23 protein-coding genes and 3 tRNA genes are annotated in these 24,029 nt (G+C 67.0%); 15 read left to right on the top strand and 11 right to left on the bottom strand.

All coding sequences use genetic code 11. From position 1 onward, the window contains the following. Positions 1-89 precede the first annotated feature (89 nt). Entirely contained in the window at positions 90-1,850 is a 1,761-nt protein-coding gene (leuA, locus tag IE92_RS0104405; RefSeq protein WP_030143659.1) for a 2-isopropylmalate synthase, read from the top strand. Positions 1,851-1,913: 63 nt separating this feature from the next. On the opposite strand, the gene IE92_RS0104400 is transcribed toward leuA, so the two are convergent. Further along, positions 1,914-2,657, bottom strand: coding sequence for a trimeric intracellular cation channel family protein (locus tag IE92_RS0104400; RefSeq protein WP_051701856.1), 744 nt, complete (start codon positions 2,655-2,657; stop codon positions 1,914-1,916). Between the two features lie 138 nt (positions 2,658-2,795). Here IE92_RS0104400 and recO point away from each other — a divergent pair, with 138 nt between their 5' ends. Together recO and IE92_RS0104390 are read left to right on the top strand one after the other, a co-directional pair. Further along, complete coding sequence (gene recO, locus IE92_RS0104395) at positions 2,796-3,590, top strand: DNA repair protein RecO (RefSeq protein ID WP_051701858.1); 795 nt, start codon at positions 2,796-2,798, stop codon at positions 3,588-3,590. Continuing rightward, a complete protein-coding gene (locus IE92_RS0104390; RefSeq protein ID WP_030143656.1) occupies positions 3,587-4,390 on the top strand; it encodes an isoprenyl transferase in 804 nt (267 codons plus the stop codon). Before recO ends, IE92_RS0104390 begins: the two co-directional genes overlap by 4 nt. Positions 4,391-4,446: 56 nt before the next feature. Here IE92_RS0104390 and cyoE read toward each other — a convergent pair whose 3' ends face one another. After that, complete coding sequence (cyoE, locus tag IE92_RS0104385; protein ID WP_051701860.1) at positions 4,447-5,400, bottom strand: heme o synthase; 954 nt, start codon at positions 5,398-5,400, stop codon at positions 4,447-4,449. A gap of 123 nt (positions 5,401-5,523) precedes the next feature. On the opposite strand from cyoE, the gene dusB reads away from it, so the two are divergent. From dusB to IE92_RS19025, 7 genes are all read left to right on the top strand, one after another. After that, entirely contained in the window at positions 5,524-6,678 is a 1,155-nt protein-coding gene (gene dusB / locus IE92_RS0104380; protein WP_030143654.1) for a tRNA dihydrouridine synthase DusB, read from the top strand. Beyond that, entirely contained in the window at positions 6,653-7,909 is a 1,257-nt protein-coding gene (locus tag IE92_RS0104375; protein ID WP_030143653.1) for a deoxyguanosinetriphosphate triphosphohydrolase, read from the top strand. The genes dusB and IE92_RS0104375 overlap by 26 nt, the downstream gene beginning before the upstream one ends. 95 nt (positions 7,910-8,004) lie before the next feature. After that, positions 8,005-9,915, top strand: a complete 1,911-nt coding sequence (dnaG, locus tag IE92_RS0104370) for a DNA primase (protein WP_030143652.1) — start codon at positions 8,005-8,007, stop codon at positions 9,913-9,915. 3 nt (positions 9,916-9,918) lie between these two features. Further along, positions 9,919-10,665 carry an ATP-binding cassette domain-containing protein gene (locus tag IE92_RS0104365; RefSeq protein ID WP_051701862.1) on the top strand — a complete coding sequence of 249 codons (747 nt, stop codon included), beginning with the start codon at positions 9,919-9,921 and terminating at the stop codon, positions 10,663-10,665. 109 nt (positions 10,666-10,774) lie between these two features. Beyond that, positions 10,775-10,846: transfer RNA gene (locus IE92_RS0104360), tRNA-Asn, on the top strand. A gap of 305 nt (positions 10,847-11,151) precedes the next feature. Next, positions 11,152-11,226 (top strand) — tRNA-Asn (locus tag IE92_RS0104355). A gap of 55 nt (positions 11,227-11,281) precedes the next feature. Continuing rightward, positions 11,282-11,410: a hypothetical protein gene (locus tag IE92_RS19025; RefSeq protein WP_255505810.1), complete on the top strand. Its 129-nt coding sequence runs from the start codon at positions 11,282-11,284 to the stop codon at positions 11,408-11,410. Between the two features lie 69 nt (positions 11,411-11,479). Here IE92_RS19025 and def read toward each other — a convergent pair whose 3' ends face one another. Further along, positions 11,480-12,046 carry a peptide deformylase gene (def, locus tag IE92_RS0104345; protein ID WP_030143650.1) on the bottom strand — a complete coding sequence of 189 codons (567 nt, stop codon included), beginning with the start codon at positions 12,044-12,046 and terminating at the stop codon, positions 11,480-11,482. 43 nt (positions 12,047-12,089) lie between these two features. On the opposite strand from def, the gene IE92_RS0104340 reads away from it, so the two are divergent. From IE92_RS0104340 to IE92_RS0104330, 3 genes are all read left to right on the top strand, one after another. Then, entirely contained in the window at positions 12,090-13,016 is a 927-nt protein-coding gene (locus IE92_RS0104340; RefSeq protein ID WP_030143649.1) for a DMT family transporter, read from the top strand. A gap of 150 nt (positions 13,017-13,166) precedes the next feature. Next, positions 13,167-14,423 carry a glycosyltransferase gene (locus tag IE92_RS0104335; RefSeq protein ID WP_030149821.1) on the top strand — a complete coding sequence of 419 codons (1,257 nt, stop codon included), beginning with the start codon at positions 13,167-13,169 and terminating at the stop codon, positions 14,421-14,423. Between the two features lie 74 nt (positions 14,424-14,497). Next, a tRNA-Ile gene (locus IE92_RS0104330) sits at positions 14,498-14,571 on the top strand. Between the two features lie 8 nt (positions 14,572-14,579). On the opposite strand, the gene IE92_RS0104325 is transcribed toward IE92_RS0104330, so the two are convergent. Continuing rightward, on the bottom strand, positions 14,580-15,173 hold the full coding sequence (locus IE92_RS0104325) for a PadR family transcriptional regulator (RefSeq protein ID WP_162178484.1): 594 nt from the start codon (positions 15,171-15,173) through the stop codon (positions 14,580-14,582). A gap of 153 nt (positions 15,174-15,326) precedes the next feature. On the opposite strand from IE92_RS0104325, the gene IE92_RS0104320 reads away from it, so the two are divergent. Then, positions 15,327-15,842, top strand: a complete 516-nt coding sequence (locus IE92_RS0104320; RefSeq protein ID WP_342666406.1) for a DUF3145 domain-containing protein — start codon at positions 15,327-15,329, stop codon at positions 15,840-15,842. 114 nt (positions 15,843-15,956) lie between these two features. Here IE92_RS0104320 and IE92_RS0104315 read toward each other — a convergent pair whose 3' ends face one another. The 5 genes from IE92_RS0104315 to IE92_RS0104295 form a co-directional block, all read right to left on the bottom strand. Then, positions 15,957-17,198, bottom strand: a complete 1,242-nt coding sequence (locus IE92_RS0104315) for a beta-ketoacyl-[acyl-carrier-protein] synthase family protein (protein ID WP_030143645.1) — start codon at positions 17,196-17,198, stop codon at positions 15,957-15,959. 87 nt (positions 17,199-17,285) lie between these two features. Continuing rightward, entirely contained in the window at positions 17,286-17,534 is a 249-nt protein-coding gene (locus IE92_RS0104310; protein WP_030143644.1) for an acyl carrier protein, read from the bottom strand. Between the two features lie 80 nt (positions 17,535-17,614). Further along, positions 17,615-18,619: a beta-ketoacyl-ACP synthase III gene (locus IE92_RS0104305; RefSeq protein ID WP_030143643.1), complete on the bottom strand. Its 1,005-nt coding sequence runs from the start codon at positions 18,617-18,619 to the stop codon at positions 17,615-17,617. Further along, entirely contained in the window at positions 18,616-19,551 is a 936-nt protein-coding gene (locus tag IE92_RS0104300) for an ACP S-malonyltransferase (protein WP_030143642.1), read from the bottom strand. The genes IE92_RS0104305 and IE92_RS0104300 overlap by 4 nt, the downstream gene beginning before the upstream one ends. A 77-nt stretch (positions 19,552-19,628) precedes the next feature. Further along, positions 19,629-20,195, bottom strand: coding sequence for a TetR/AcrR family transcriptional regulator (locus tag IE92_RS0104295; protein ID WP_030143641.1), 567 nt, complete (start codon positions 20,193-20,195; stop codon positions 19,629-19,631). A gap of 83 nt (positions 20,196-20,278) precedes the next feature. Between IE92_RS0104295 and IE92_RS0104290 the strand changes: the two genes are divergently transcribed. Beyond that, on the top strand, positions 20,279-21,571 hold the full coding sequence (locus tag IE92_RS0104290) for an MFS transporter (protein WP_342666405.1): 1,293 nt from the start codon (positions 20,279-20,281) through the stop codon (positions 21,569-21,571). A gap of 77 nt (positions 21,572-21,648) precedes the next feature. Here the strand turns inward: IE92_RS0104290 and IE92_RS0104285 are convergent, their stop codons facing one another. Together IE92_RS0104285 and IE92_RS0104280 are read right to left on the bottom strand one after the other, a co-directional pair. Then, the gene (locus IE92_RS0104285) at positions 21,649-22,590 is read right to left on the bottom strand and encodes a patatin-like phospholipase family protein (RefSeq protein WP_030143639.1); all 942 of its coding nucleotides are present in this window, start codon (positions 22,588-22,590) and stop codon (positions 21,649-21,651) included. Positions 22,591-22,817: 227 nt separating this feature from the next. Next, positions 22,818-24,017, bottom strand: coding sequence for a PucR family transcriptional regulator (locus IE92_RS0104280; protein ID WP_030143638.1), 1,200 nt, complete (start codon positions 24,015-24,017; stop codon positions 22,818-22,820). Positions 24,018-24,029: the final 12 nt, after the last annotated feature.

Below are 24,029 nucleotides of genomic sequence, written 5' to 3'. Positions count from 1 at the left end.
TCCTTAGCTGCCGCGACGAGGCTTAGTTCAAGCCCCTCTCGTCGCGGCGTTTGTTGGCTTCACCCATAGTTTTTGAGGAGATTCCCGCAATGAAGAACAACCAGAAGCCCTCGGCCATGCCGATCCACAAGTACGTTCCGTACTCCCAGCAGATCAACGTGAATCTGCCCGATCGCACCTGGCCCAGCAAGGAAATCACCCAGGCCCCGCGCTGGTGTGCGGTTGACCTGCGTGATGGAAACCAGGCGCTGATCGACCCGATGAGCCCCGAGCGCAAGCGCATCATGTTCGACCTGCTGGTCGAGATGGGTTATAAGGAGATCGAGGTTGGGTTCCCGAGCGCGAGCCAGACCGACTTCGACTTCGTGCGCAGCCTGATCGAGGAAAACGCGATCCCGGACGATGTGACTATCCAGGTCCTGACCCAGGCCCGCGAACACCTGATCGCCCGCACCTATGAGTCACTGAAGGGTGCCAAGCAGGCCATCGTTCACCTCTACAACTCGACCTCGGTGCTGCAGCGCGAGGTGGTGTTCCGCGCCGATAAGGCCGCGATCACCCAGCTGGCCGTGGATGGTGCGAAGCTCTGCAAGAAGTACGAGGAGACCATCCCCGAGACGGATGTCTACTACGAGTACTCGCCCGAGAGCTACACCGGAACCGAGCTGGAATACGCTGTCGAGGTGGTTAACGCGGTCCTCGAGGTCTTCGTGCCGACCCCCGAGCGCAAGGTCATCATCAACCTGCCCTCGACCGTGGAAATGGCCACCCCGAACGTCTACGCCGACTCGATCGAGTGGATGGGCCGTCACATCAACAACCGCGAGAACGTGCTGATCTCGCTGCACCCGCACAACGACCGCGGCACCGCGATTGCCGCCGCCGAGCTGGGCTATCTGGCCGGTGCCGACCGCATCGAGGGCTGCCTGTTTGGCAACGGTGAGCGCACCGGAAACGTCGACCTGGTCGCCCTGGGCATCAACATGTTCACCCAGGGCATCGACCCGCAGATCGACTTCTCCGACATCGACCGGGTCAAGCGCACGGCCGAGCACTGCAACCAGCTGCCGGTGCCCGAGCGCAGCCCGTGGGCCGGAGACCTGGTGTTCACCGCGTTCAGCGGTTCCCACCAGGACGCCATCAAGAAGGGCTTCGAGGCCATGGCCGCCGACGCCCAGGCGCAGGGCAAGAGCGTGGACGACATCGTCTGGGCCGTTCCCTACCTGCCGGTGGACCCCAAGGATCTGGGTCGCTCCTATGAGGCCGTGATCCGGGTCAACTCGCAGTCAGGCAAGGGCGGCGTGGCCTACCTGCTGAAGGCCGACCACAGCCTGGACCTGCCGCGTAAGCTGCAGATCGAGTTCTCCGGCGTGGTGCAGGGTGTGACCGACTCGGAGGGTGGCGAGCTCACCAGCGAGAACATCTGGAACATCTTCCAGGACGAGTACCTGCCCGCCGCCGACGCCGCCGCCAAGTGGGGCCGCTTCGAGCTGCGCGACACCCACACCTCGAGCCGCGACGGTGCAACCGAGCTGACCGCAACCCTGCGCGACGGCGACGTGGTCGCCGACCAGACCGCGACCGGCAACGGCCCGATCGCCGCATTTGTCAACGTGCTGGCTGCCCAGGGCATCGACGTCGAGGTGTACGACTACGTCGAGCACGCCCTCAGCGCCGGTGGCGACGCGGCCGCCGCGTCCTACCTGGAGCTGCGCGTGGGCGACCAGCGCCTGTGGGGCATCGGTATCGATTCCAACTCCTCAACCGCCTCGCTCAAGGCCATCGTTTCGGGTGTGAACCGCGCCCTGCGCTCGCGCGTGGATGCCGAACCGGAACTGGTCAACGCCTAGCCTCCACCCTCACACCACGGGCCCGCACACATCGTGCGGGCCCGTGGCGTTTCGGGGAAAAGGTTAGCGGCGGATGCGGGGAAGCCAGCGACGCCAGCCCGAGTCGCGCGGGCCGGTGCCCAGGGCAGCGCCGGCACCCGAGGCGTCCGAGTCGCGGCGACGCCAGGTGGCCCAGGAGCTGAGCGCGCGCTGTTCGGGCAGGCTCCAGCCGAAGCGGACCGAGAGCAGGCGCACCATCGTGGTGATCAGTACGCAGCCCACCGCTGCCCAGACGATCGGCACCTCGAGGTGCATGGCCGCGAGCATGAAGATCGTGCCCGCGCCGGCAGCCACCGCGTAGAGTGAGCCCACGTGCATCAGTGCTATCGGCAGGTTGAGCATCATGTCGCGCACCACCGATCCGCCCACCGCCGAGATGACCCCGACAAATACCGCGGGAACCTCGGGGAGCCCGGCGGCCACCGCCTTGGCGCACCCGATCGCCGCAAACATGCCGATGGTCAGCGCATCGAGGGTGATGATGATGGCATTCATCCGGGTGAACACGCGCAGCAGCAGCATGCCCACAAACGCCGCACCCGTGGCGGTCAGCAGATACCAGTTGGTCGAGAGTGCGGCGGGAACCTGGTTGATCAGGATGTCGCGGGCAAGACCGCCGCCGAGGCCGATCACCAGACCGATGATCGCGACCCCGAGGAGATCCAGGCGATTCTCCCGGAAGCGTGCCGCGAACATCGCGCCCTGCACCGCGCCGATGGCGACGGCGGTCAGGTCCAGCCACAGGGGGATCACAAACAGAGGGGTCACATCCCCATCTAACACGCAGTTTCGCCCGGATTCCAGTGGACACGACGCGCATGACGCCGCCCGGGTCATCCTGGGAGGATCAACCGAACACGGCCGCCCGGTTCGCCCGGTGTCACCGGCGTAGCGGATAATAGGGGTGTGGCAATTTACCGTGATGAGGCAGTGGTTCTGCGCACCCATAAGCTGGGCGAGGCCGACCGTATCTGTACGCTGCTGACCCGCAATAACGGGAAGGTTCGCGCGGTCGCCAAGGGGGTGCGCAAGGTGGGCTCGAAGTTTGGTGCCCGGCTCGAACCGTTTATGGTGGCCGACATTCAGTTTTATGAGGGTCGCACCCTCGACACCATCAGCCAGGCCGAAACCCTCGGCTCCTATGGTGCCCCCATCGTGGCCGACTATGCGCTTTACACCACCGCGACCGCGATGGTGGAGGCGGCCGACCGGCTGACCGAAACCGATCCGGCTCAGCGCCAATATCTGCTGCTGGTGGGTGCCCTCCGCTCCCTCTCTCGCGGCGAACACAGCCCCACGCTGACCCTGGATTCCTACCTGCTGCGCGCCCTCTCGATTGCCGGCTGGGCACCGAGCTTCCAAGACTGTGCCCGCTGTGGTCGTCCCGGCCCGCACGCCCGTGTGATGGTGCAGGTGGGTGGCGCCGTGTGCTCCGACTGCGCCCCGCAGGGTGCCGCGATCCTCGATGATGCCACCCGTGAGCTCCTGATCGCGCTCCTCGCCGGGGCTTGGGACCTCACCGAGGATGTCCCCGAGCAGGTACAAAAGCGCGCCAGCGGCATCGTCGCCGCCTACGCCCAGTGGCACCTGGATCGCAGCCTCCGCTCCCTCGACCACCTGGACGGATCCCAGGCTCACACCGTCGCGGCCGTGCCGCAGTCCACGCCCCCGTCCGTTCCCGAGCCGAAGGCCACCGCATGACCCCGAAGCCCTTTACCCACCGCGACGCGGTCCCGTATCGCCCGATCGACTGGACCGGCATCTATCCGCCCGAGTTCCCGCGGGCCGGGGTGCCCGAGCACGTGGCCATCGTGATGGATGGCAACGGTCGCTGGGCGAACGCCCGTGGCCTGCCGCGGGTCCAGGGTCACCAGGCGGGGGAGGCCGCGCTGCTCGATGTTGTGGCCGGCGCGATCCAGGCCGGCGTGAAGCACCTCTCGGTGTACGCCTTCTCGACCGAGAACTGGCGACGCTCCCCGGATGAGGTGCGCTTCCTGATGGGCTTCAACCGCGACGTGCTGCACCGTCGGCGCGACCAGCTCAACGAGTGGGGCGTGCGGGTGCGCTGGGCCGGGCGCACCCCCAAGCTCTGGGGGTCGGTCATCAAGGAGCTCAAGTACGCCGAGGAACTGACCAAATCTAACTCCGTGCTGACCCTGACCATGTGTGTGAACTACGGGGGTCGCAACGAGATCGCCGATGCCGTGCGGGAAATCGCCGAGGGCGTGAAGGCGGGCAAGATCAAGCCCGGCTCCATCTCCGAGAAGACTATCGCCAAGCACCTCTACCTCCCGGATATGCCGGATGTGGACCTGTTTGTGCGTAGCTCGGGGGAGCAGCGCACCTCGAACTTCATGCTGTGGCAGTCGGCCTATGCGGAGATGGTGTTCCTGGACACCCTGTGGCCCGACTTCTCCCGCGAGCAGCTGTGGGAGGCGATCGGGATCTACATCGGCCGCGATCGTCGCTTCGGCGGCGCGATCGACGCCCCCCAGGCGTAACGGGTAAGAAAAAGCCCCGCCCGGTTTACGCCGGGCGGGGCTTTTTGCCGCAAAAACTAGGGGATGATCGGGCCGATCGAGAGCATCAGGCACAGGGCCAAGATCATGATCAGCGAGAAGCGGAACATGCGGTGAGCCCAGGCGTCGTCATCCTTGGCGCGGAAACCGAGGAACCCGATCCAGAGCCAGTAGAGGCCCAGCGCACCCATGACCACGGTGTAGATGATCCCCACGTGTCCAAACACCGGCAGTAGCAGGGTCGAGACCACGAAGGCCAGGGTGTACCAGAAGATCTGCGTCTTGGTGTTTTTGATCCCGTTGACCACCGAGATTACCGGGATACCTGCCTCGGCATACTCGTCGCGACGGTAGACGGCGATCGAGTAGAACTCGGGCATCTGCCAGAAGAACAGCATCGCGAAGACCAGGATCGCCGAGGCGTCGATCGATCCGGTCACGCCCACGTATCCGGCGAGGATCGGCGCGGCGCCGGAGACGCTGCCCACCAGGGTGCCGTGGATCGAGAGGCGCTTGGAGAGCATGCCGTAGAAGACCACGTAGACCACAAAACCGGCCAGACCCACGGCGACCACGAGCCAGTTGGTCCAGGCGATCAGCATCGCGTTACCCACCACAAACAGGACGATGGTGAAGATCACCGCATTGCGGACCCCCACGCCGCCGCTCACGGTGGCGCGCTTGCGGGTGCGTTCCATCTTGGTGTCGATATCGCGGTCCAGTACGTTGTTCAGCACACAGGCGGCGGCGATCACCAGGGTCGTACCGATGATCAGCGCGGCGAAAAGCCACAGATCCACCTGCCCGCGGGCGGCCAGCAGGAAGCCGGCGGCGGCCGTCAGCACGTTGCCGTAGAGGACCCCCGGCTTGGTCAGCGTGTAGTAGAGGGTGATCCGGTCACGGAACGATCCCCCCTGGGCACGAGATGCGAGTGCCGCGTCGGTTCCATCGGAACCGGCGTGAAAAGCAGGGGTGGGGCCGTGCAGGGTCATACGAGAAAAAGCTCCGATCAGCGCGTATAGCAAACTCCAGTATATCCGTGCTGTGAACGGTAAATGTCCGCCTCCCGGGCCTCGAGTTCGCCGCGCGCGCGATCATCTGGGAGAATTGATGCGATGTCCACTTCAGTTGTTGCTCCCGCCCCCGCGCTGCGTATCGGCAGCCTGACCCTCGACGTGCCCGTGGTTCTCGCGCCGATGGCCGGAATTACCAACACCGCGTTCCGCCGGCTGTGTCGTGAATACGGTGCCGGCCTGTACGTCAGCGAGATGATTACCGCGCGTGCCCTGGTCGAGCGCACCCCCGAGACGATGCGGCTGATCGCCCACCATCCGTCCGAGAAGACCCGCAGCATTCAGCTGTACGGCGTGGATGCCCCGACCGTCTATAAGGCCGTGCGGATCCTCAACGATGAGGGCCTCGCCGACCACGTCGACCTCAACTTTGGCTGCCCGGTCCCCAAGGTCACCCGCAAGGGTGGCGGCTCTGCGCTGCCGTGGAAGCTCGATCTGTTCCAGGACATCGTCGAGTCCGCCGTGCGCGGTGCCGGGGACCTGCCGGTCACCGTGAAGATGCGCAAGGGCATCGACCCCGAGCACCTCACCTATCTTGATGCCGGCCGGATCGCCGAGGCCGCCGGTGCCTCGGCCGTCGCGCTGCACGGCCGTACCGCGAGCGAGTTTTACTCCGGTCAGGCCGACTGGTCGGCGATCGCTCGACTCAAGGAAACCGTGACTAGCATCCCGGTGCTCGGCAACGGAGATATCTGGAGCGGCGAAGACGGCCCGCGGATGATGCGCGAGACCGGTGCCGACGGCGTCGTGGTGGGTCGCGGTTGCCTCGGACGGCCGTGGCTGTTCGGCGACCTGGCCGCCGCGTTCACCGGCTCCGAGGAGCGCCACCGCCCCAATCTGGCCCTGGTGGCGCAGGCCTTCCGTCGTCACGCCGAACTGCTCTCCGAGTTCTTCGAGAGCGAGGAGCGTGGCTGCCGCGACATCCGCAAGCACGTGGCCTGGTACTTCAAGGGCTACCCGGTGGGCAGCGAGATTCGCAGCGCCCTGGCGCTGGTGTCGAGCCTCGCCGAGGTGGATGAGCTGGTTGAGCGCCTTGGCGATGCCCCGTATCCGACCGAGGGTGCCGAGGGTCAGCGAGGCCGTGCCGGAAGCCCCAAGCGTGTGGTGCTGCCGGAAAACTGGCTGAACTCGCGCGAGCTTGAGGGCGACCAGCGTGAGCGCCTGACCGAGGGTGCCGGAGACACCAGCGGTGGATAGCGGCTACTCGGCCGCCGACACCGAGCGGTGGTTCCCCGAGACCCATAAGTCGCACCGATCCAACTTTGCCCGCGACCGCGCGCGCCTGCTGCACTCCAGCGCGCTGCGCCGCCTGGCCGCAAAGACCCAGGTGCTGAGCCCCACCGCGGGGCTGGACTTCGCCCGCAACCGGTTGACCCACTCACTCGAGGTCGCCCAGGTTGGTCGTGAGCTGGGACTTGCCCTGGGCCTCGACCCGGACGTGGTGGACACCGCCTGCCTCGCCCACGACCTCGGTCACCCGCCCTTTGGGCACAACGGGGAGCGTGCGCTCAACGACTGGTCCGAGCAGATCGGCGGCTTCGAGGGCAATGCGCAGACCCTACGCATTCTCACCCGGCTTGAGCCCAAGGTCTTTGGGGCGGATGGGCGTGCCTACGGTCTGAACCTCACCCGGGCGAGCCTTGACGCGAGCTGCAAGTATCCCTGGCCCGCCGCGCAGGCGGTCGCCGACCCCGGCGGGCGCGCCAAGTACGGGTTCTTCGACGAGGACTCGGCGGCGTTTGAGTGGCTGCGCGCCGGGGCACCGGATCGCCGCCGCTGCATCGAGGCGCAGGTCATGGACCTCTCCGATGACATCGCCTACTCGGTGCACGACTTCGAGGATGCGGTGGTGGGCGAGTATATCGATCCGGCCATGCTGGCCTCGCGTGCCGGACACGAGGTCCTGCTGGTCAAGGTTCGCGAGTGGGCGGGCGACGAGTTCACTATCGATGATCTCGGTTCCGCCTTCGAGCGCATCCGCGAGGCCCCCAGCTGGCTCACCGCCTGGGATGGCTCCCGGCCCGCCCAGGCGCGCCTGAAAACCTTCACCAGCGACATGATCGGTCGCTTCGCCGGGGCTGCCACCCTCGCGACCCGGGAGGCGTTCCCCGCCGCGAGCCTGATCCGGTTCAACGCCGACGTCGTGGTTCCGCACGAGATCGCCGCCGAGATTGCCGTACTCAAGGGCATCGTGGCGGCATTCGTGATGAGCCGCGGAAGTCGCCAGCCGATCTACCGTCAGCAGCGTGACATCCTCACCACCCTCGCCGAGACCATCTACGAGCGCGGACCCGAGCTGCTGGACATCGGCTTCGCCGCCGACTGGGCCGCCGCCGAGGACGATGCGCAGCGTCGTCGGGTCGTGGTGGATCAGGTTGCAAGCCTGACGGATCAGGCCGCGATCAGCCGCTTCGAGCGCCTGGGTTAGTCCGCACCGCGTTTCCCGGTCCCACCCCTGATTACGGGGGTGGGACCGCGCGCGTCCGGGCCCCGGATGTCGGCCCGCGGGACTAGACTGGAGCAATGGCAGGACTGATCCGACAGAGCGATATCGACGAGGTAAAGTCGCGCACCAACATCGCGGACATTGTGGGGGATCACGTCACGCTGAAATCCGCCGGTGTGGGCTCGATGAAGGGCCTGTGCCCCTTCCACGATGAGCGCAGCCCGAGCTTCCACGTGCGTCCGCAGCTGGGCTACTACCACTGCTTCGGCTGTGGCGAGAGCGGCGATGCCATCTCGTTCCTGCAGAAGATCGATCACGTGTCCTTCGCCGAGGCCGTCGAACGCCTGGCGTCCCGCGCGGGTATCCAGCTGCAGTACGAGGAGGGCGGCAGCGGTCGCTCCGATCACGGACAGCGCGCCCGTCTGCTCGCCGCCAACGCCGCCGCCGGAGTGTTCTTCCGCGAGCAGCTCGGCGCCCCCGACGCCGAACCCGGACGAAAGTTCCTGGGGGAGCGCGGTTTTGATCCGGTGGCCGCCGAACACTTCGGCGTGGGCTTCGCGCCCAAGAGCTGGGATCGGATGACCAATGCGCTCAAGGCGCAGGGCTTCACGGTCGAGGAACTAATCGCCGCCGGTCTCGTCAGTCAGGGAGACCGCGGCGTCTACGACCGCTTCCGGGGCCGCCTGGTCTGGCCCATCCGCGACGTGACCGGGCAGACTATCGGTTTTGGTGCCCGTCGCCTGCTGGAGGACGATAAGGGCCCCAAGTACCTCAACACCCCCGAGACCGCGGTCTATCACAAGAACCAGGTGCTCTACGGGCTCGATCTGGCCAAGCGCGATATCTCCCGTGGCGGCCAGGTTGTGGTGGTCGAGGGCTACACCGACGTCATGGCCGCGCACCTGGCCGGGATCACCACCGCGGTGGCCACCTGCGGCACCGCGTTCGGGGTCGAGCACATTCGCCTGATCCGTCGGATCATGGGGGACGACTCCGGAACCGGCGAGGTGGTCTTCACCTTCGACCCCGACGCCGCCGGGCAGAAGGCCGCGATGCGCGCCTTTGCCGAGGAGAAGCGCTTCTCCGCCCAGACCTATGTGGCCGTCGCCCCCGACGGCCTGGACCCGTGTGACCTGCGCCTGGCGCGCGGTGACGCGGCCGTCCGCGCGCTCCTGGATAACAAGGAGCCGATGTTTGAGTTTGTCATCCGGCAGCTGCTCTCCGAATACGACCTGGAGAGTGTCGAGGGTCGGGTGGGCGCGCTGCGCGTGGCCGCCCCGGTGATTGCCGAGATCCGCGATCCGGCGATTCGCCCCGGCTACACCCGGGTGCTCGCGCGTCAGCTGGGGATGGACCTGCCCGAGGTGCAGTCGGCCGTGGCGCGCGCCAAGCCCGGCCGCGGGGAGCAGGCGGCCCCCGCGCGCGGCCGCGAGCTGCCCGCCCCGGCGGTGCCGTCCGCGGGGATGGAGTCCGCCGCGCAGGGTTCGGCCGAGGTGATCATCCTGGATGAACCCCCGGTGTCGCTGCGCGACCTGCCCTCGGATCCGGTGACGCGCCTGGAGCGTGACGCGATCATGGCCGTGCTTCAGCATCCCGAAACCGTGCCGGTGGAACTGGTGGCACGGGCGATGCACACGGGGTTTGTGAACCCCGCGCTGGCCATCGTCCGCGACGGGATCGCCGCGACCCTCGACCGCTTCGGCCAGCCCGACTGGTTCCAGACAGTGGCCGCCACCGTCCCGGTGCCGATTCGTACCCTGGTGGAACAACTGGCCATCGCACCGATACCGCAGCGCGGTGCCGACGAGCTCGGCGGCTACGTTAACGGGATCACCGTGGCGCTGATCGATCGTGATCTGCTGCGGCAGTCCCATGAGCTGCGTGGACGTTTGCAGCGCACCGACCCCACCGACCGCGAGGCCTACCGCGCGGTTCAAACCGAACTGATGGCGCTCGAAGCCGAGCGTCGCACCCTGCGATCGGAGTAATTCATGACCGCCGTGCTGTCCCTCGATGACCTGTCCATCGGGTATCCGATGCGCCCCGGCCACGCGGCACACGTGGCGCTCTCCGGTGTCTCCGCCGAGGTCGGTGCGGGGGAGGGGTTGGTCCTTTCCGGTGGTGCGGGCTCGGGCAAATCCACCCTCGCCCGCATCCTGAGCCTGCGTCCGGGGGCACCCGCGCGCGTGATCGGGGGCACCGGAAGCGTGCTCGGCGCACCCCTGAGAGGCTTCGGACACGGCGCCCGCAAGCGTGCCCGTGCCCGGATCGGGTACCTGCCCCAGCGGGAACAGGGTGCGATCTTGGGCATGCAGACGGTCGCGGCGGGGCTTGCCCAGCGGGTACGTCAGCACAATCCGGGTCTGGATGATCCGGCGGTGGGGCAGCGTGTTGCACACCTGCTGGATGACGCCCGCCTCCCGCTCTCGGTTCTTGACCGCTTCGCCAATGAGCTCTCCAGCGGTCAGCGTCAGCGGGTGGGCCTGGCCCTGCAGCTGGCCGGGGACCCGAGTTTTCTCATTCTGGATGAGCCCACCGCGGGCCTGGACCCCAACGTGCGCCCGGCCATCGCCGACGCGATCACCCGCCTGCTGACCGAGGGCGGAACCGTCCTCCTGGTCAGTAACGAACCGGACCTGTGTGGCTCCGTGGCGCTGCCGATCCTGACCCTGGATCGCGGAACCCCGGTCGCCTACGCCGAGGGCGCTCCACGGCCCGCCAAGCCCGTTTCGGCCTAGCATTCGCGCACGCCCCGGGGCGTGTATGCGACACGAATCGCCCGGGGCGCGCTCGATTTCGTTCCGGCCCAATCGCGCTGCTACAGTAGTAACACGCCAGCAGGCATCTTCCTCGATAGCTCAGCGGCAGAGCAGCCGGCTGTTAACCGGCAGGTCCTTGGTTCGAATCCAAGTCGGGGAGCTAAGCCCCGGGAAGCTCCACCTTCCCGGGGCTTTTTAGTACCCCAAAACTCGCGGCGAAGCTCCCCTGCGAAGGCCCGGGGGTTTCAGTACCCAGAGTGCCGAAAGCGAGGGGGCGTCATAGTGCGCCCTTTCCCTGGAGTGGACCATTCGCACCTTCATTTCTGCCGCCTGGCATGGGCGAGCGGTGCGTCGGCGGCCGGGTCGGTTTCCCGGAAACATGTGGGACACGCCCAGATTTCGTCTCGAATTGAAGCGCGCCGCGGGCCTGTAGTAAAGTAACTGATGTAGCAACAAACGCCGTAATCCTCGATAGCTCAGCGGCAGAGCAGCCGGCTGTTAACCGGCAGGTCCTTGGTTCGAATCCAAGTCGGGGAGCCACTGATACGCGCCGGGTCCTCCCGGCGCGTATTGTTTTATGCGGGAAGGAACGGGCATGAGCGATTACGAAAAAGAACGCACCCGCCGGGCCGCACGCATCGCACGCGGAGCCGTGCGCTACACCCTGATCGGATTGATCGTCCTGGTCGGCGTGGTGTGGGTTATCAGCACCCTCACACGCTAATACCCCGGACAAAAAACGGGCCCGTCCACGAAAGTGGACGGGCCCGTTTTGGTGGTGGTGTCGGAAAACCTACGCGTCGATGTCGTCCACGCCGGGAGTCCAGCTGAGGCCGGGAACGCCCCAGCGGTACTTGCGGGTCAGGCGGTCCTGGGTCTTCCAGTCACCGGTGCCCAGGCGGTCCAGGTAGAGATATCCATCGAGGTGGTCGTACTCGTGCTGGAGGATCCGCGCACGCCATCCGGTCACATCCAGGGTGAAGGGTTTCTGGTCCAGGTCCACGGCGGACAGTACCGCGCGCTCGGAGCGGCGTAGCGGGAAGCGCTCACCCGGGAAGGACAGGCAGCCCTCGGACTCGATGTCCTCGTCCGGCTCGCCGGGCTCGGCCGGGCTGATCAGCAGGGTCGGGTTGATCGCCACGCCGCGCCAGGGCTCACCCTCGGGGGTCTCGTAGCTGTAGACAAACAGACGCAGGCCGACGCCCACCTGGGGGGCCGCCAGGCCGACGCCGGGGGCCGCGTCCATGGTCTCGTACATGTTCTCGACGAGGGTACGCAACTCCGCGTCGAATTCGGTCACCGGGGCGGCCGGGGTGTGCAGCACCGGTTCGCCCTTGATGCAAATGGGAAGAATAGCCATGCCACTACCCTATCTTTCGCGCGGCTCACGGTAGGCTCAATGGGTGAGCCCCGTACTAGATTTCCTGACCGAGGTCAGTCTGGAGACCTTCCAGAACCCCACCCAGATGATCGGTGTCCCCATCGCCATCGTGGGTGCCGTCTTCCTTTCGCTTGGAGCGCAGTTCCAGCACCGCGGGGTCAACAAGGTGGATAACGCCACCGAGGGTACCGGAAAAAACGGGCTGAACTTCGGCCAGCTGACGCTGCTGCTCAAGCGTCCGTCCTGGGTGATCGGCACACTGATGCTCGGTCTGGCCATCGTGTTCCAGCTGGTGTCGCTGGCCTTCTCGCCCCTGATTCTGGTGCAGCCGCTGGGAGCGATCGCGCTCGTGGTGACCGCGATTGTTAACTCGCGTGTGTCCAAGGTGCGGATGACTCGCGCCGGCATCATCTCGATTGCCGCCTGTGTGCTGGGTATCGGATTGTTTGTGGGCATCGCCGCAACCGTCAGCGGTGAAAAGCCGGTGACCGACGAAAAGCTCATCACGATCCTGATTATCCTCGGTGTGGTGCTGCTCATTCTCGGCACCATGTTCGCGATCTTCCGCACCCGCGCCCGCGCCCTGTTCTACATCATCTCCGCCGGAATGGTGTACGGTTTCGTGGCGACCCTGGCCAAGGTTGTGATCAGCCGCGTGCAGGCCTCGGACTTCAACTGGCTCACCGTGATCTGCATCGTCGGCCTGCTCGCCGGAACCGGACTGGGCGCGTACTTCGTGCAGAACGCCTACGCGTCGGGCCCGCCGGACCTGGTGATCGCCGGGCTCACGGTTGTGGATCCGATGGTCGCCGTGGCCATCGCCGTGATCGTGCTGGGCGAGGCGGACGGCGCGCCGCTGTGGGCCATCATCGGATTCATCGTGGCGGGGGCCATCGCGGTCTGGGGAGTGTTCCAACTCGCCCGGCATCACCCGCAGGTGGCAAACTAAACCTCATACCAGCGATTGATCTTCGCGCCACACACGCATGGATAACAAGCGTTGGGATGGTCGGAGCCGTTAGAATAGGGTGACCCCGAGGCCGCAGTTTGGCCTCAGCAGACCGGTCTGAAACCGGCAATCATGGAGGACCTCCACATCTTGACCGACTCAACCGAAAACCGTCCCGAGCACATCGCCGAGACGACTCCGGCAAAGCGGCCGCTGCGCATCGTGATCGGAACCGACACGTTCGCCCCCGACGTTAACGGTGCCGCCCGGTTTACCGAGCGTCTCGCCGCCGGCCTGGTCGCCCGCGGACACGACGTCCACGTTGTTGCCCCCGCCGCCTCCTACCGCCACGGTACCTGGACCGAGCCCCACGAGGGCCAGCGGATGACCCTGCACCGCCTGTTCAGCGTGCGCTGGTACCCGCACGATTGGCTGCGGTTTGCCCTGCCGTGGACCATCAACCGCAACGCGGCCAAGGTTCTGGATGAGCTCAAGCCCGACGTGGTTCACTCGCAGTCCTTCTTCGTGATCGGCCGGGGACTCTCGGTGCAGGCACAGAAGCGCGGCATCCGCATCGTGGCGACCAACCACGTGATGCCCGAGAACATGCTTGAGTTCACGATGGTCCCGCAGGCCTTCCAGAAGCAGCTGATCGCCTGGGCCTGGCGCCTGGCCGAGCGTGCCCTGGGCCGGGCCGAGTCGGTGACCACCCCGACCCGTCGCGCCGCCGACTTCCTCGAGCGCTACACCAACATTCGCGACGTCCACGCGATCTCCTGCGGTATCGATTCCTCGCGCTACACGCCGAGTTTCGAGCCGCGCACCGAGAACCGGATTCTGTTTGTCGGTCGGATCACCGGCGAGAAGCAGATCGACGTGCTGATCCGCGCCGTGGCCAGCCTCGCCCCCGAACTCGACGCCAAGCTCACCATCATCGGGGGCGGCGACCAGAAGAAGGCGCTCCAGGAGCTCGTGAGCGAGCTGGGTCTGGGGGAGCGGGTGCACTTCGCCGGGTATGTGACCGATGAGGAGCTGCGCCAGGCCTACACCGACGCCACCGTGTTCGCGATGCCCTCGATTGCCGAGCTGCAGTCGATCGCCACGATGGAGGCCATGTCCACCGCGCTGCCGGTGGTAGCCGCCGATGCGATGGCGCTGCCGCACCTGGTGCACGACGGCGAAAACGGCCACCTGTTCGAGCCCGGTAATGTGGCCGATCTGGCCGAGAAGCTGACCGACGTGCTGACGGCCGACACCGACAAGCTCAACGCGTTCAAGAACGCCTCGCTGCGCCTGATCGCGCCGCACGATATCGAGCGCACCCTCAACACCTTCGAGGCGCTGTATCGCGGCGAAGAGGTTGTGGATCCGGTCACCGAAATCGGTGCCGAACAGTCGGCCGAATAGCCGGGAGCCTCGTCGTGTCGTCGGCTCCGCTGGCGATAAGATAGGACCGTTGTGTTCCCTCGGGGACACAACCTGGGGCGGTAGCCAAGCTGGTTAAGGCATTCGGCTCATAACCGAACGATCGCGGGTTCAAGTCCCGCCCGCCCTACAAGAGTGTTATGCGGTGACGCCGCGCGTGGGTTTGCGCCCGCGGCGTGGTCGCAGCGGCCGCGCCGCGCGTTCGAGGGCGCGACCGGAGGCAAGCTCGGGTCCGACCCGATCGATCCAGGCGAGTGCCGCCTCGGTCTGCGCGGAACGGGCGGCGGCGACAAACGGCTGGGCCGCGGGGGCGGGATCCGTTTCCGAAGTGACCTCGGCCCAGGCCGACCACGCGGCGCGGTAGCCCACCAGGAGCGCACGCACGTTCTCGGCGCTACCGGGCAGCGAGGCGGTGATCAACAGTTGATCCTGCATGTCGATCCAGTCCGGGGCCTGCACCTGCTCGGGCTCGGTAGTCCAGGTCTCGGCGAGGGCGATGCCCGTGTCGGAGAGTTCGTACAGGGGGAGGGCGTCCTCGGTGAGCCCGGCCGAGCGGAGCAGGCCGGCGGTGAGGAGGCGATCCAGCGTCCCATAGATCTGGCCGACGTTGATGCCCGCCCGATGCGGCGCCCGCAGCGTGAGCTCGTCGCGAATCTGCAGCCCGTAGGCGGGGCCGAGGGTCAGGATTGCCAGCAGGGAGCCCTTCACGGACACGTGATGCCTTTCGCTCAAGCGGTTATCTTCTACCGAGTATAGGGAAGACGGCGGCAAAACGCTTGCATCCACTGGACGCATCTGCACATAATGACTGAGACGGGCCGGATTGCCGGGAAATTCGTTTGGGTGCGTAGGGGAAGACGCATCACCACAAACGAAGGGAATCCCGTGTCCATCCAGAACAACGAAAGACTGAGTCGAGGGATGGTGTTCATCCATTCCGCCCCCCGCGCGTTCCGCGCCCATATCGAGTGGGCGGTCGGAGGCGTTATTGGTCATGCGCTGGGCCTCGACTGGATCGACCAGCCCGTTCAGCGCGGTGCGCTGCGCGCCGAGTTTGCCTGGACCGCGGCCCCGGGCACCGGTGCCCGCCTGGCCACGGTCCTGCACACCTGGGAGCAGATGCGCTTCGAGGTTACCGAGGATGCCGGCGCGGGACAGGACGGACACCGCTGGATGTACACACCCGATCAGGGCATGCACTCGGCGCAGACCGATACCGGTGGCAACGTGGTCGTGAGCGAGAACCGGATCCGGCTCGCCCTGGCCGAGGCCATCGACCAGCCGCAGCGGCTGCATGAGCGGATGGACCAGCTACTCGGCACCACCTGGGACCTTGAACTCGACGTGTTCCGCGGCGCGAGCGAGGCCGGCCCGGTCACCTGGCTGCACCGCGTCGGCTAGCCAACCCTCGGCACCGCACGGCACGGAGCTCGGTCCTGTTCAGTAGCGGCGCGCATACCAAACAGCGGCCCGCCTCCCCAAGGAGACGAGCCGCCGAATGCGTGTGTCCGAAGACTAGGCTACGTAGGTGCGCAGGGCCACCACGGCGTTGTGTCCGCCGAAGCCGAACGAGTTGGAGATCGCCAGCACGGGCTCATCGCCCAGCGGGCGCGGCTCGGTCACGACATCCAGCTCGATGGCCGGGTCCTGGTTGTCCAGGTTGATGGTCGGCGGGATGACCTTCTCGGCCAGTGCCTTGGCGGTGAACGCGGCCTCGATCGCACCGGCACCACCGAGCAGGTGCCCGGTCGATGCCTTGGTTGCGGTCACGGCAATCTCGCCGAGGCGGTCGCCGAAGACGGCGCGCAGGGCGTTGTACTCGGCGATGTCGCCGACCGGGGTCGAGGTGGCGTGGGCGTTGATGTGGCCCACCTCATCCAGCGAGTAGCCGGCGTTCTCCACGGCCGCGCGCATCGCGCGGGCGGCGGCGGTACCCTCGGGGTCCGGAGCGGTGATGTGGTACGCGTCAGAGGTGACGGCGCCACCCAGCAGCTCGGCGTAGATCTTGGCGCCGCGTGCTAGGGCGTGCTCCAGGGTCTCCACCACGAGGGCGGCGGCACCTTCACCGAGCACGAAGCCGTCACGATCCACATCGTAGGGACGCGAGGCGGCGGCCGGCTCATCGTTGCGCTTGGAGAGCGCCTGCATCGCGGCAAACGAGGCCAGCGGCAGCGGGTGGATCGCGGCTTCCGAGCCACCGGCGATCACGACGTCGGCGAGGCCCTGCTGCAGGTGGTCATAGGCGTTGGCCAGGGACTCGGTGCTCGACGCGCACGCCGACACCACGGTCCGCTCGCCACCGCGAGCACCCAGGTCCATGCCGATTGCGGCGGCGGGGCCGTTGGGCATGAGCATCGGAACGGTCATCGGGAGTACGCGTCGCGGGCCCTTTTCGCGCAGGGTGTCCCAGGCGTCCAGCAGGGTCCACACGCCACCGATTCCGGTGGCCCAGTCGACCAGCAGGCGCTCGGGGTCAACCTCGGGGGTTCCGGCGTCGGCCCAGGCTTCGCGGGCGGCGGTCAGGGCAAATTGGCTCGACGGGTCGAGGCGCTTGACTTCCTGGCGGGCCAGAACATCCACGGACTTGGTCGCGGCCTGCGCGGCGAAGGTGACCGGCAGACCCAGCTCTTCAACCCAGGGCTGCTCGAGCGGGGAGGCACCGGACTTGCCGGCAAGAAGGTTGGTCCAGGTTTCGTCGGTGGTACCGCCCAGGGGGCTGGTGATGCCGATACCGGTGACGACGATTCGCTTGGTCATTCGATGAACTCTTTCGTCAAAATAAAACGGGGGGAGTGGGGCAGATCAGGCCCGACCAGTGGCCGGGCCTGAGCAATTCCCGAGGGGCTACGCCTGAGCGGAAACGATGAAGCTGACGGCGTCGCCGACGGTCTTCAGGTTCTTAACCTCGTCGTCCGGAATCTTCACGTCGAACTTCTCCTCGGCGTTGACCACGATGGTCATCATCGAGATCGAGTCGATGTCGAGGTCGTCGGTGAACGACTTCTCCAGGGCCACCTGATCGGCGGCGATACCGGTCTCGTCGTTAACCAGTTCAGCCAGGCCGGCGAGTACTTCTTCGGTGGACAGTGCCATTATTTTTCTCCTTGAATATCGAGTGACCGTCGTACAGTGTATGCGAATCACGGGTGTTTGCGGCAATAACGTGCCGAGATCTACGGAAGTACAACCACCTGCGCGCCAAAAGCGAGGCCGGCGCCGAAGCCGATCTGCAGGGCGTAACCGCCGGAAAGCTGCGGGTTTTCCTGCAGCAGACGGTGGGCTGCGAGCGGAATCGAGGCAGCCGAGGTGTTGCCGGTGGTCGCGATATCGCGGGCGATGATCACGGACTCCGGAAGCTTGAGCTGCTTGGCGAACTCATCCACGATGCGCATGTTTGCCTGGTGCGGGATGAAGGCGGCGAGGTCATCGACGGTGATCCCGGCCACCTCGAGTGCCTCGCGGGCAACCTTGGCCATCTCCCAGACGGCCCAGCGGAAGACCGAGGGGCCCTCCTGGCGCAGGGTCGGCCAGGGTGCCTTGCCGTCGCGGTACTCGATCAGGGTGGCGTTCATGCCCACCTTGTCCGCGTTGGCACCGTCGGAGCCCCAGACGGTAGCGGCGATTCCGGGGTAGTCCGAGGGGCCGATCACGGCCGCACCGGCGCCGTCACCCAGCAGGAACGAGATGCTGCGATCGGTGGGGTCGATGATGTCGGAGAGCTTTTCGGCTCCGACCACCACGGCGTAGTGGGCGGCACCCGCGCGGATCAGCGCGTCGGCCTGGGCCACCGCGTAGGCGTAGCCCGCGCAGGCGGCGTTGAAGTCGTAGGCGGCGGCGGGGTTGGCCCCGATGCGGTCGGCAACCACGGTGGCCATCGACGGGGTCTGCTGCACGTTGCTGATGGTTGCGATGATCACCAGGTCCACCTGGCCGGGCTCGATCCCGGCGTTGGCGACGGCCTCCATAGCGGCCTCGGTGGCCAGGTCGATCGCCAGGACATCGGCCGAGGCACGGTGGCGGGTGATCACGCCGGTGCGCTGCTGGATCCACTCATCCGAGGAGTTAATCGGCTCGATGATCTCGGAGTTCGGAACCACGAGCTCGCCGCGGGCTGCACCCATGCCGAGGATGCGGGTGAACTGGGGGCCGGTGGACTGGCGAAGCTGGGGACGGGTCATGATGCGTTTCCTTCCGCGTGTGCGGTGAGCAGCTCGACTGCTGCGGCAATGTCGCTCGGGGACTTGATGGCGACGGTGGGGACGCCCTTCAGGCCGCGGCGGGCGAGGCCCACCAGCGCACCGGCGGGGGCCAGCTCGATCAGGCCGGTGATGCCGGCGGCGGCGAAGGACTCCATGCAGAGATCCCAGCGCACCGGGGAGGCAACCTGGGTGACCAGCAGATCCAGGAACTCCTGGCCGGAGGCGACCTGGCGGCCGTCGTTGTTGGTCCACAGCGGCAGGGTCGGGTCGGCCGGGGTTACGTTCGCGGCGACGTCCTTGAGGACCTCGCGGGCGGATTCCATGTAGCGGGTGTGGAAGGCTCCGGCCACCTGCAGCGGGATCACGCGGGCACCGGCGGGCGGGGTTGCGGACAGGGCCTCAAGCCCATCAAACTCGCCGGCCACGACGATCTGTCCGCCACCGTTGTAGTTGGCGGGGGAGAGCCCTACGGCGGCCGCTGCGGCCTCGACCACCTCGTCGCCGCCACCCAGGACGGCGCTCATGCCGGTGGGGACGGCGGCCGCGGCGGTGGCCATCGCGCGGGCGCGGGCGGCCACGAAGCTCAGGGCATCGGTTTCGCTCAGCACGCCGGAGGCGGCGGCCGCGGCGATCTCGCCCACCGAGTGTCCGGCCACTCCGCCGATGACGGCGTCGGGGGCGGCCTCGCGCAGGGCGTTCAGGGCCAGCAGGCTCGCGGCCACGATCAGCGGCTGGGCGATCGCGGTGTCGCGGATGGTGTCGGCGTCGGACTCGGTGCCGTGGGCGATCAGATCGACCCCGGCGGCCTCGGAGTAGGACGCGAGCAGCTCGCGTGCGCCGGGCAGTTCAAGCCAGGGGGTCAGGAAACCGGGGGTCTGGGATCCCTGTCCGGGACATACAAGTACAATCACCCCTCTATCTTGCCAAGGGTTTGGACGCTTTCGGTGTTGACTCTCTTATAAAAAATGGAAATTTGTTTGGCGGAGTCCTACAGACGCGCCGGCGGTTCGTCCTCGCGGGTGAGGCGGTCCACGATTTCACGCACGGTTTCCCGCGTGATTTCGGGCTGAAACGACCGGTGAATGGTGAGGCCCTCCACCGCGGCGTCCAGTGCGTAGGTGGTCATCGGGTCAAAGTGGCGACCGATCGCGACGCGACTCTGCGACATCCAGTGTCGGATCACCTCGCGCACCCGCTCGTTTTTCACGCTGAACGCATAGAGCTCGTAGCTCAGGGTTAGCGTCCTGGGCGTCTCCCAGATATCGCCGGTGATGACCTCGACCACGGCCTCGCGAGCCTCCTCGCGGGTGGTGGCCGCATCCATGATCTCCATGTAGCGACGAGAGACGGTGGTAGCCATCAGCATGAAGGCCTCGGTGAGCAGCTCCTCCATGCCGGAGAAGTAGTAGGTCATCGACCCCAGGGGGACCTCGGCCGCCGCGGCGATGCGACGGTGGGTGGTGCCGGCGATGCCGTGCTCGGCAATTACGTCGAGGGTTGCCGCGATGATCTTCTCGCGACGCTGCGGATCTTTCGGGCGGTGGGCGGTGGCCATCCAGGGTCCTTTGATCGGGGTGTTCCTTTTCACTTTACCGCACGTGTCCCGGAGGTGTACGCTTGTACACTTACCGGTGTCCGGTGCGCCACAGCCGCCATCACCCCGCCACTTCGCCCCACAAGGATTCCCCGATGACCTCCGCCACGACCACCCTCGCGCCCATTTCGCGCGAGCTGGCCCGCCGCCGCCTCGCGCTGCTCTCCTTCTTCTTTATCCCCGGTATCTCGCTGGCCTCCTGGGTGACCCGGACGCCCGCCGTTCGCGATCAGCTCGAGGCGTCGACCGCCCAGATGGGACTGATCCTCTTTGGGCTGTCCATCGGATCGATGGCGGGAATCCTCGGATCCGCCCCGCTGGTGCGCCGTCTGGGCACCAAGCCGGTGACCCTGCTGGGTCTGCTGTGCATCGTGGGCGGCGTCGCGCTGATCGGCGGCGGAGTGCTGCTGAGTAGCGGCATCGGTGCGTTTATCGGGCTGGCCGTGTTCGGCGCGGGCCAGGGGCTCGCCGAGATCGCGATGAACGTCGAGGGGGCCGAGATCGAGCGCCTCTCCGGACGCTCCTTCCTGCCCTACCTGCACGGCGCGTTCTCGCTGGGGACCGTGGTGGGGGCGAGCCTGGGCATCCTGTTCACGGCGATGGACTTCCCGGTGGCGTTGCACCTGGTGATAATTGCGGCGATCTGCCTGCTCCCCATTATCTGGGGCATTCGCTATGTGCCCAGCGGGTTTGGGCGTCAGCGTGACACGACCGACACCGGCAGCATTGCGACGATCTATCCGGTGCGTCGCCCGCTGTGGAAGGACCACCGCCTGCTGCTGATCGGCGCGATCGTGCTGGCGATGGCCCTGGCCGAGGGTGCGGCCAATGATTGGCTGCCGCTGCTCATGGTCGACGGTCACGGTTACGATCCCGCCTGGGGCTCGCTGGTGTTCACCGGCTTCGCACTGGCGATGACCATCGGACGCTTCACCGGCGGCGCGGTCATCAACCGCTTCGGCCGGGTCGCCGTGGTGCGTGGGAGCGCCCTGGCCGGCGCGATCGGAATCGCCCTGGTGGTCTTCGTGGACAACCCGGTGCTCGCCGGAATCGCCGTGTTCTTCTGGGGTCTGGGGGCCTCGCTCGGGTTCCCGCTGACCATCTCCGCCGCCGGCGACACCGGCGAGCCGGGCGAGGACCCGGCGCGCCGGGTGAGTGCGGTCGCCACCACCGGATATATCGCCTTCCTGGTGGGTCCGCCGCTGCTCGGCTTCCTCGGCGAGCACTATGGCCTGCGCTCGGCGATGATCGTAGTGCTCGCGGTGGTCGCCGTGGCAATCTTCCTGGCTCCGGCGGTGCGTCCGCGGGCCGATGCCGAGCCGACGCCCGCGCACTAGCGTCTGAAGACAGGAGGTCCCGGATCCGGCATCGGATCCGGGGCCTCCTGCGTATCACCCGCCGATCGGAGTGGGAACTACTCGTTCCACAGTGCCTGGATTCTCGGGGCCTGCTCGCGGCCGGTCTCAAAGCCCGCCCTGGCGGCGTCCGGGCGCAGGCTCGGGTTCATCGCGCTCGACCCAAACAGGTGTTCGGATTCGGCGTCCGGGACGATGACCTCCACCCGGCTGCCGCCCGCACGGAGGGCGTCAACCTGGGCGGCAAGGTGGGTGCCCCAGTCCTCGGGGTGCAGCGAGCGCCCACCGAAGGGCGAGAGCACCAGCACGCGCTCGGCCCCGGCGGCGAGGTCGGCGTTCTCGGCGTTGGCTCGGAAGCCACCGTCGAGATACGCGTGATCGCCGATCCGATAGGGTAGACCGCTCGCACAGCTCGCCGCGACTGCATCGATCAGGTCCAGGCGATCGCCCCGGGAGAACCCTCGGGGGACGCCGGTGCGGGCGTCGACAGTGGTGAGCAGGATCTCGCGGTCCCGGGGCCAGTGCGCGCGGGGGAGCCGGGCCGCCACGGTGTCGCGCCAACCGCTCGACCAGCTGTCGTCCGAGTCCGCCTCGCGTTCCAGGGCGTGGGTGCCGATGCGGCGGCGGAAGTCCGCAAGGTCAGCCGAGGCGGCGATGGTGCGGGTGAGCGCCTCCAGATGTGAGGTGACCGGACGTGAGCCGTCGGATTGTGAGGCGACCGGGCGCGAGCCGTCCGATTGTGACGAGCCTGGGCCCAGGCGCATCGGCGGAGCAGCGAGCGCCGCCTCGAAGAGGGCCGCGGGGGAGTCGCCGGTCAGCTGGGCGGCGGCCGTGGCTCCCGCCGAGGTGCCGATCGTGAGGTCGGCCGAGGCGACGTCCAGACCGGTGGACGCAAGCCCGGCGATGACGCCGATCAGCCAGGCATTACCGGTAGAACCGCCTCCGCCGAGGACAAGCGCGCGATCGATCCGACGCTGAGAAGATGTGTGTGAGGTGTGCATGGTGAGCCTTTCCCGAAGGATTGCGGGTGCTCTCCCGGACGACCCTGGTCGCCTAGAACCTCGCGCGTGATGGGCGGGAGGCACCCGGTGTGGATACTGCGGACACGGGTATCACCTCCTGTTCAATCGTCGCGATCTCAGAAACATAACATGAAGACTTCTCGCCGCGCCATCACGACCGGCACGCGGATCGAGCTCCGCGCCGGTGGGCCGTCTCCCACTTCGGGTTAGCGCTTGCGCCGCTGCTCGGGCTCGCCGATCGAGCCGAGGATCAGGGCCGACTGGAGAATCAGCGCCTCGCGGGCACCGGTGGCATCCCAGCCGATGACCTCGGAGACGCGCTTCAGGCGGTAGCGCACGGTGTTGGGGTGCACAAAGAGTTCGCGGGCGGTGGCCTCAAGCGAGCGTCCGTTATCCAGGTAGCACCAGAGGGTCAGCACCAGCTCGTTGGAGTGGGCCTGGAGCGGACGGTAGACCTTTTCGATCAGGGTCTGCCGGGCGATCGGGTCGCCGGCCAGCGCGCGCTCGGGCAGCAGATCGTCCGCGGCCACGGGGCGCGGGGCGTTGCGCCAGGAGCGGGCCACGGCGAAGCCGGCGAGAGCTGCGCGGGCGCTGCGGGAGGCTTCCACCAGGGTGCCCACCTCGGGGCCGAGAACCAGGTGTCCGGCGCCAAACATGGGGGCCAGCTGGCTGGCAATTTCAAAGAAGGTTTTGGCCGGAGAGGTGCCGATGGTTTCCTCTTCGGGGATCTGATCGCGCGGGGTAGAGCGGCCGATCACCAGGACCAGGCGTCCGCCCTGCACACCGATCAGCACGTCGGCGGCCATGTGGCGGGCCGCGCGTCGCAGCTGGTCAACATCCAGCTGGGAGGGGGTGGTGCCCACGAGGACCGCAACCTCGCCGTGACCGTGCCAGCCCAGGGCAGCAATGCGGCTGGGGAGCTCATCGTCGGCCTCGCCCGCGAGGATCGAATCCACCACGAGCGCTTCCAGCCGGGCATCCCAGAGACCGCGGGCCTCGGCCGCGCGGGCATACACATCCGCCGCGGCAAACGCGATTTCCCGCGAGTACAGCAGGATCGCCTCACGCAGACCCTGTCCACCACTCTTCACCCGATCCTCAACCACCTCGACGGTGATGCGGATCAGCTGAAGGGTTTGTTGCAGGCTGACCGATCGCAGCAGCTCACGTGGAGCCGCCCCGAACACGTCGGCCGCGATCCACGGGGTGGAGCGTGGATCGTCGTACCAGGAGATGAAGGAGGTGATGCCCGCCTGGGCGACGAGGCCAACGGCCGATCGTCGCCCAGGCGGCATCTCCGCATACCAGGGCAGGTCCTCTTCAAGCTTGCCGAGGGTAACCGTGGCCAGCTCGCCGGAAATCCGGCGCAGCCAGGCCAGGGTTTCTGCCTTGGTACGCTCCTTCATCTGTGTCCGAAC

Source organism: Mycetocola saprophilus (assembly GCF_000718085.1).
Classification (GTDB): Bacteria; Actinomycetota; Actinomycetes; order Actinomycetales; family Microbacteriaceae; genus Mycetocola; species Mycetocola saprophilus.
Note: the sequence above shows the minus strand (reverse complement) of the source record. Positions and strands in the feature narration are given on the sequence as shown.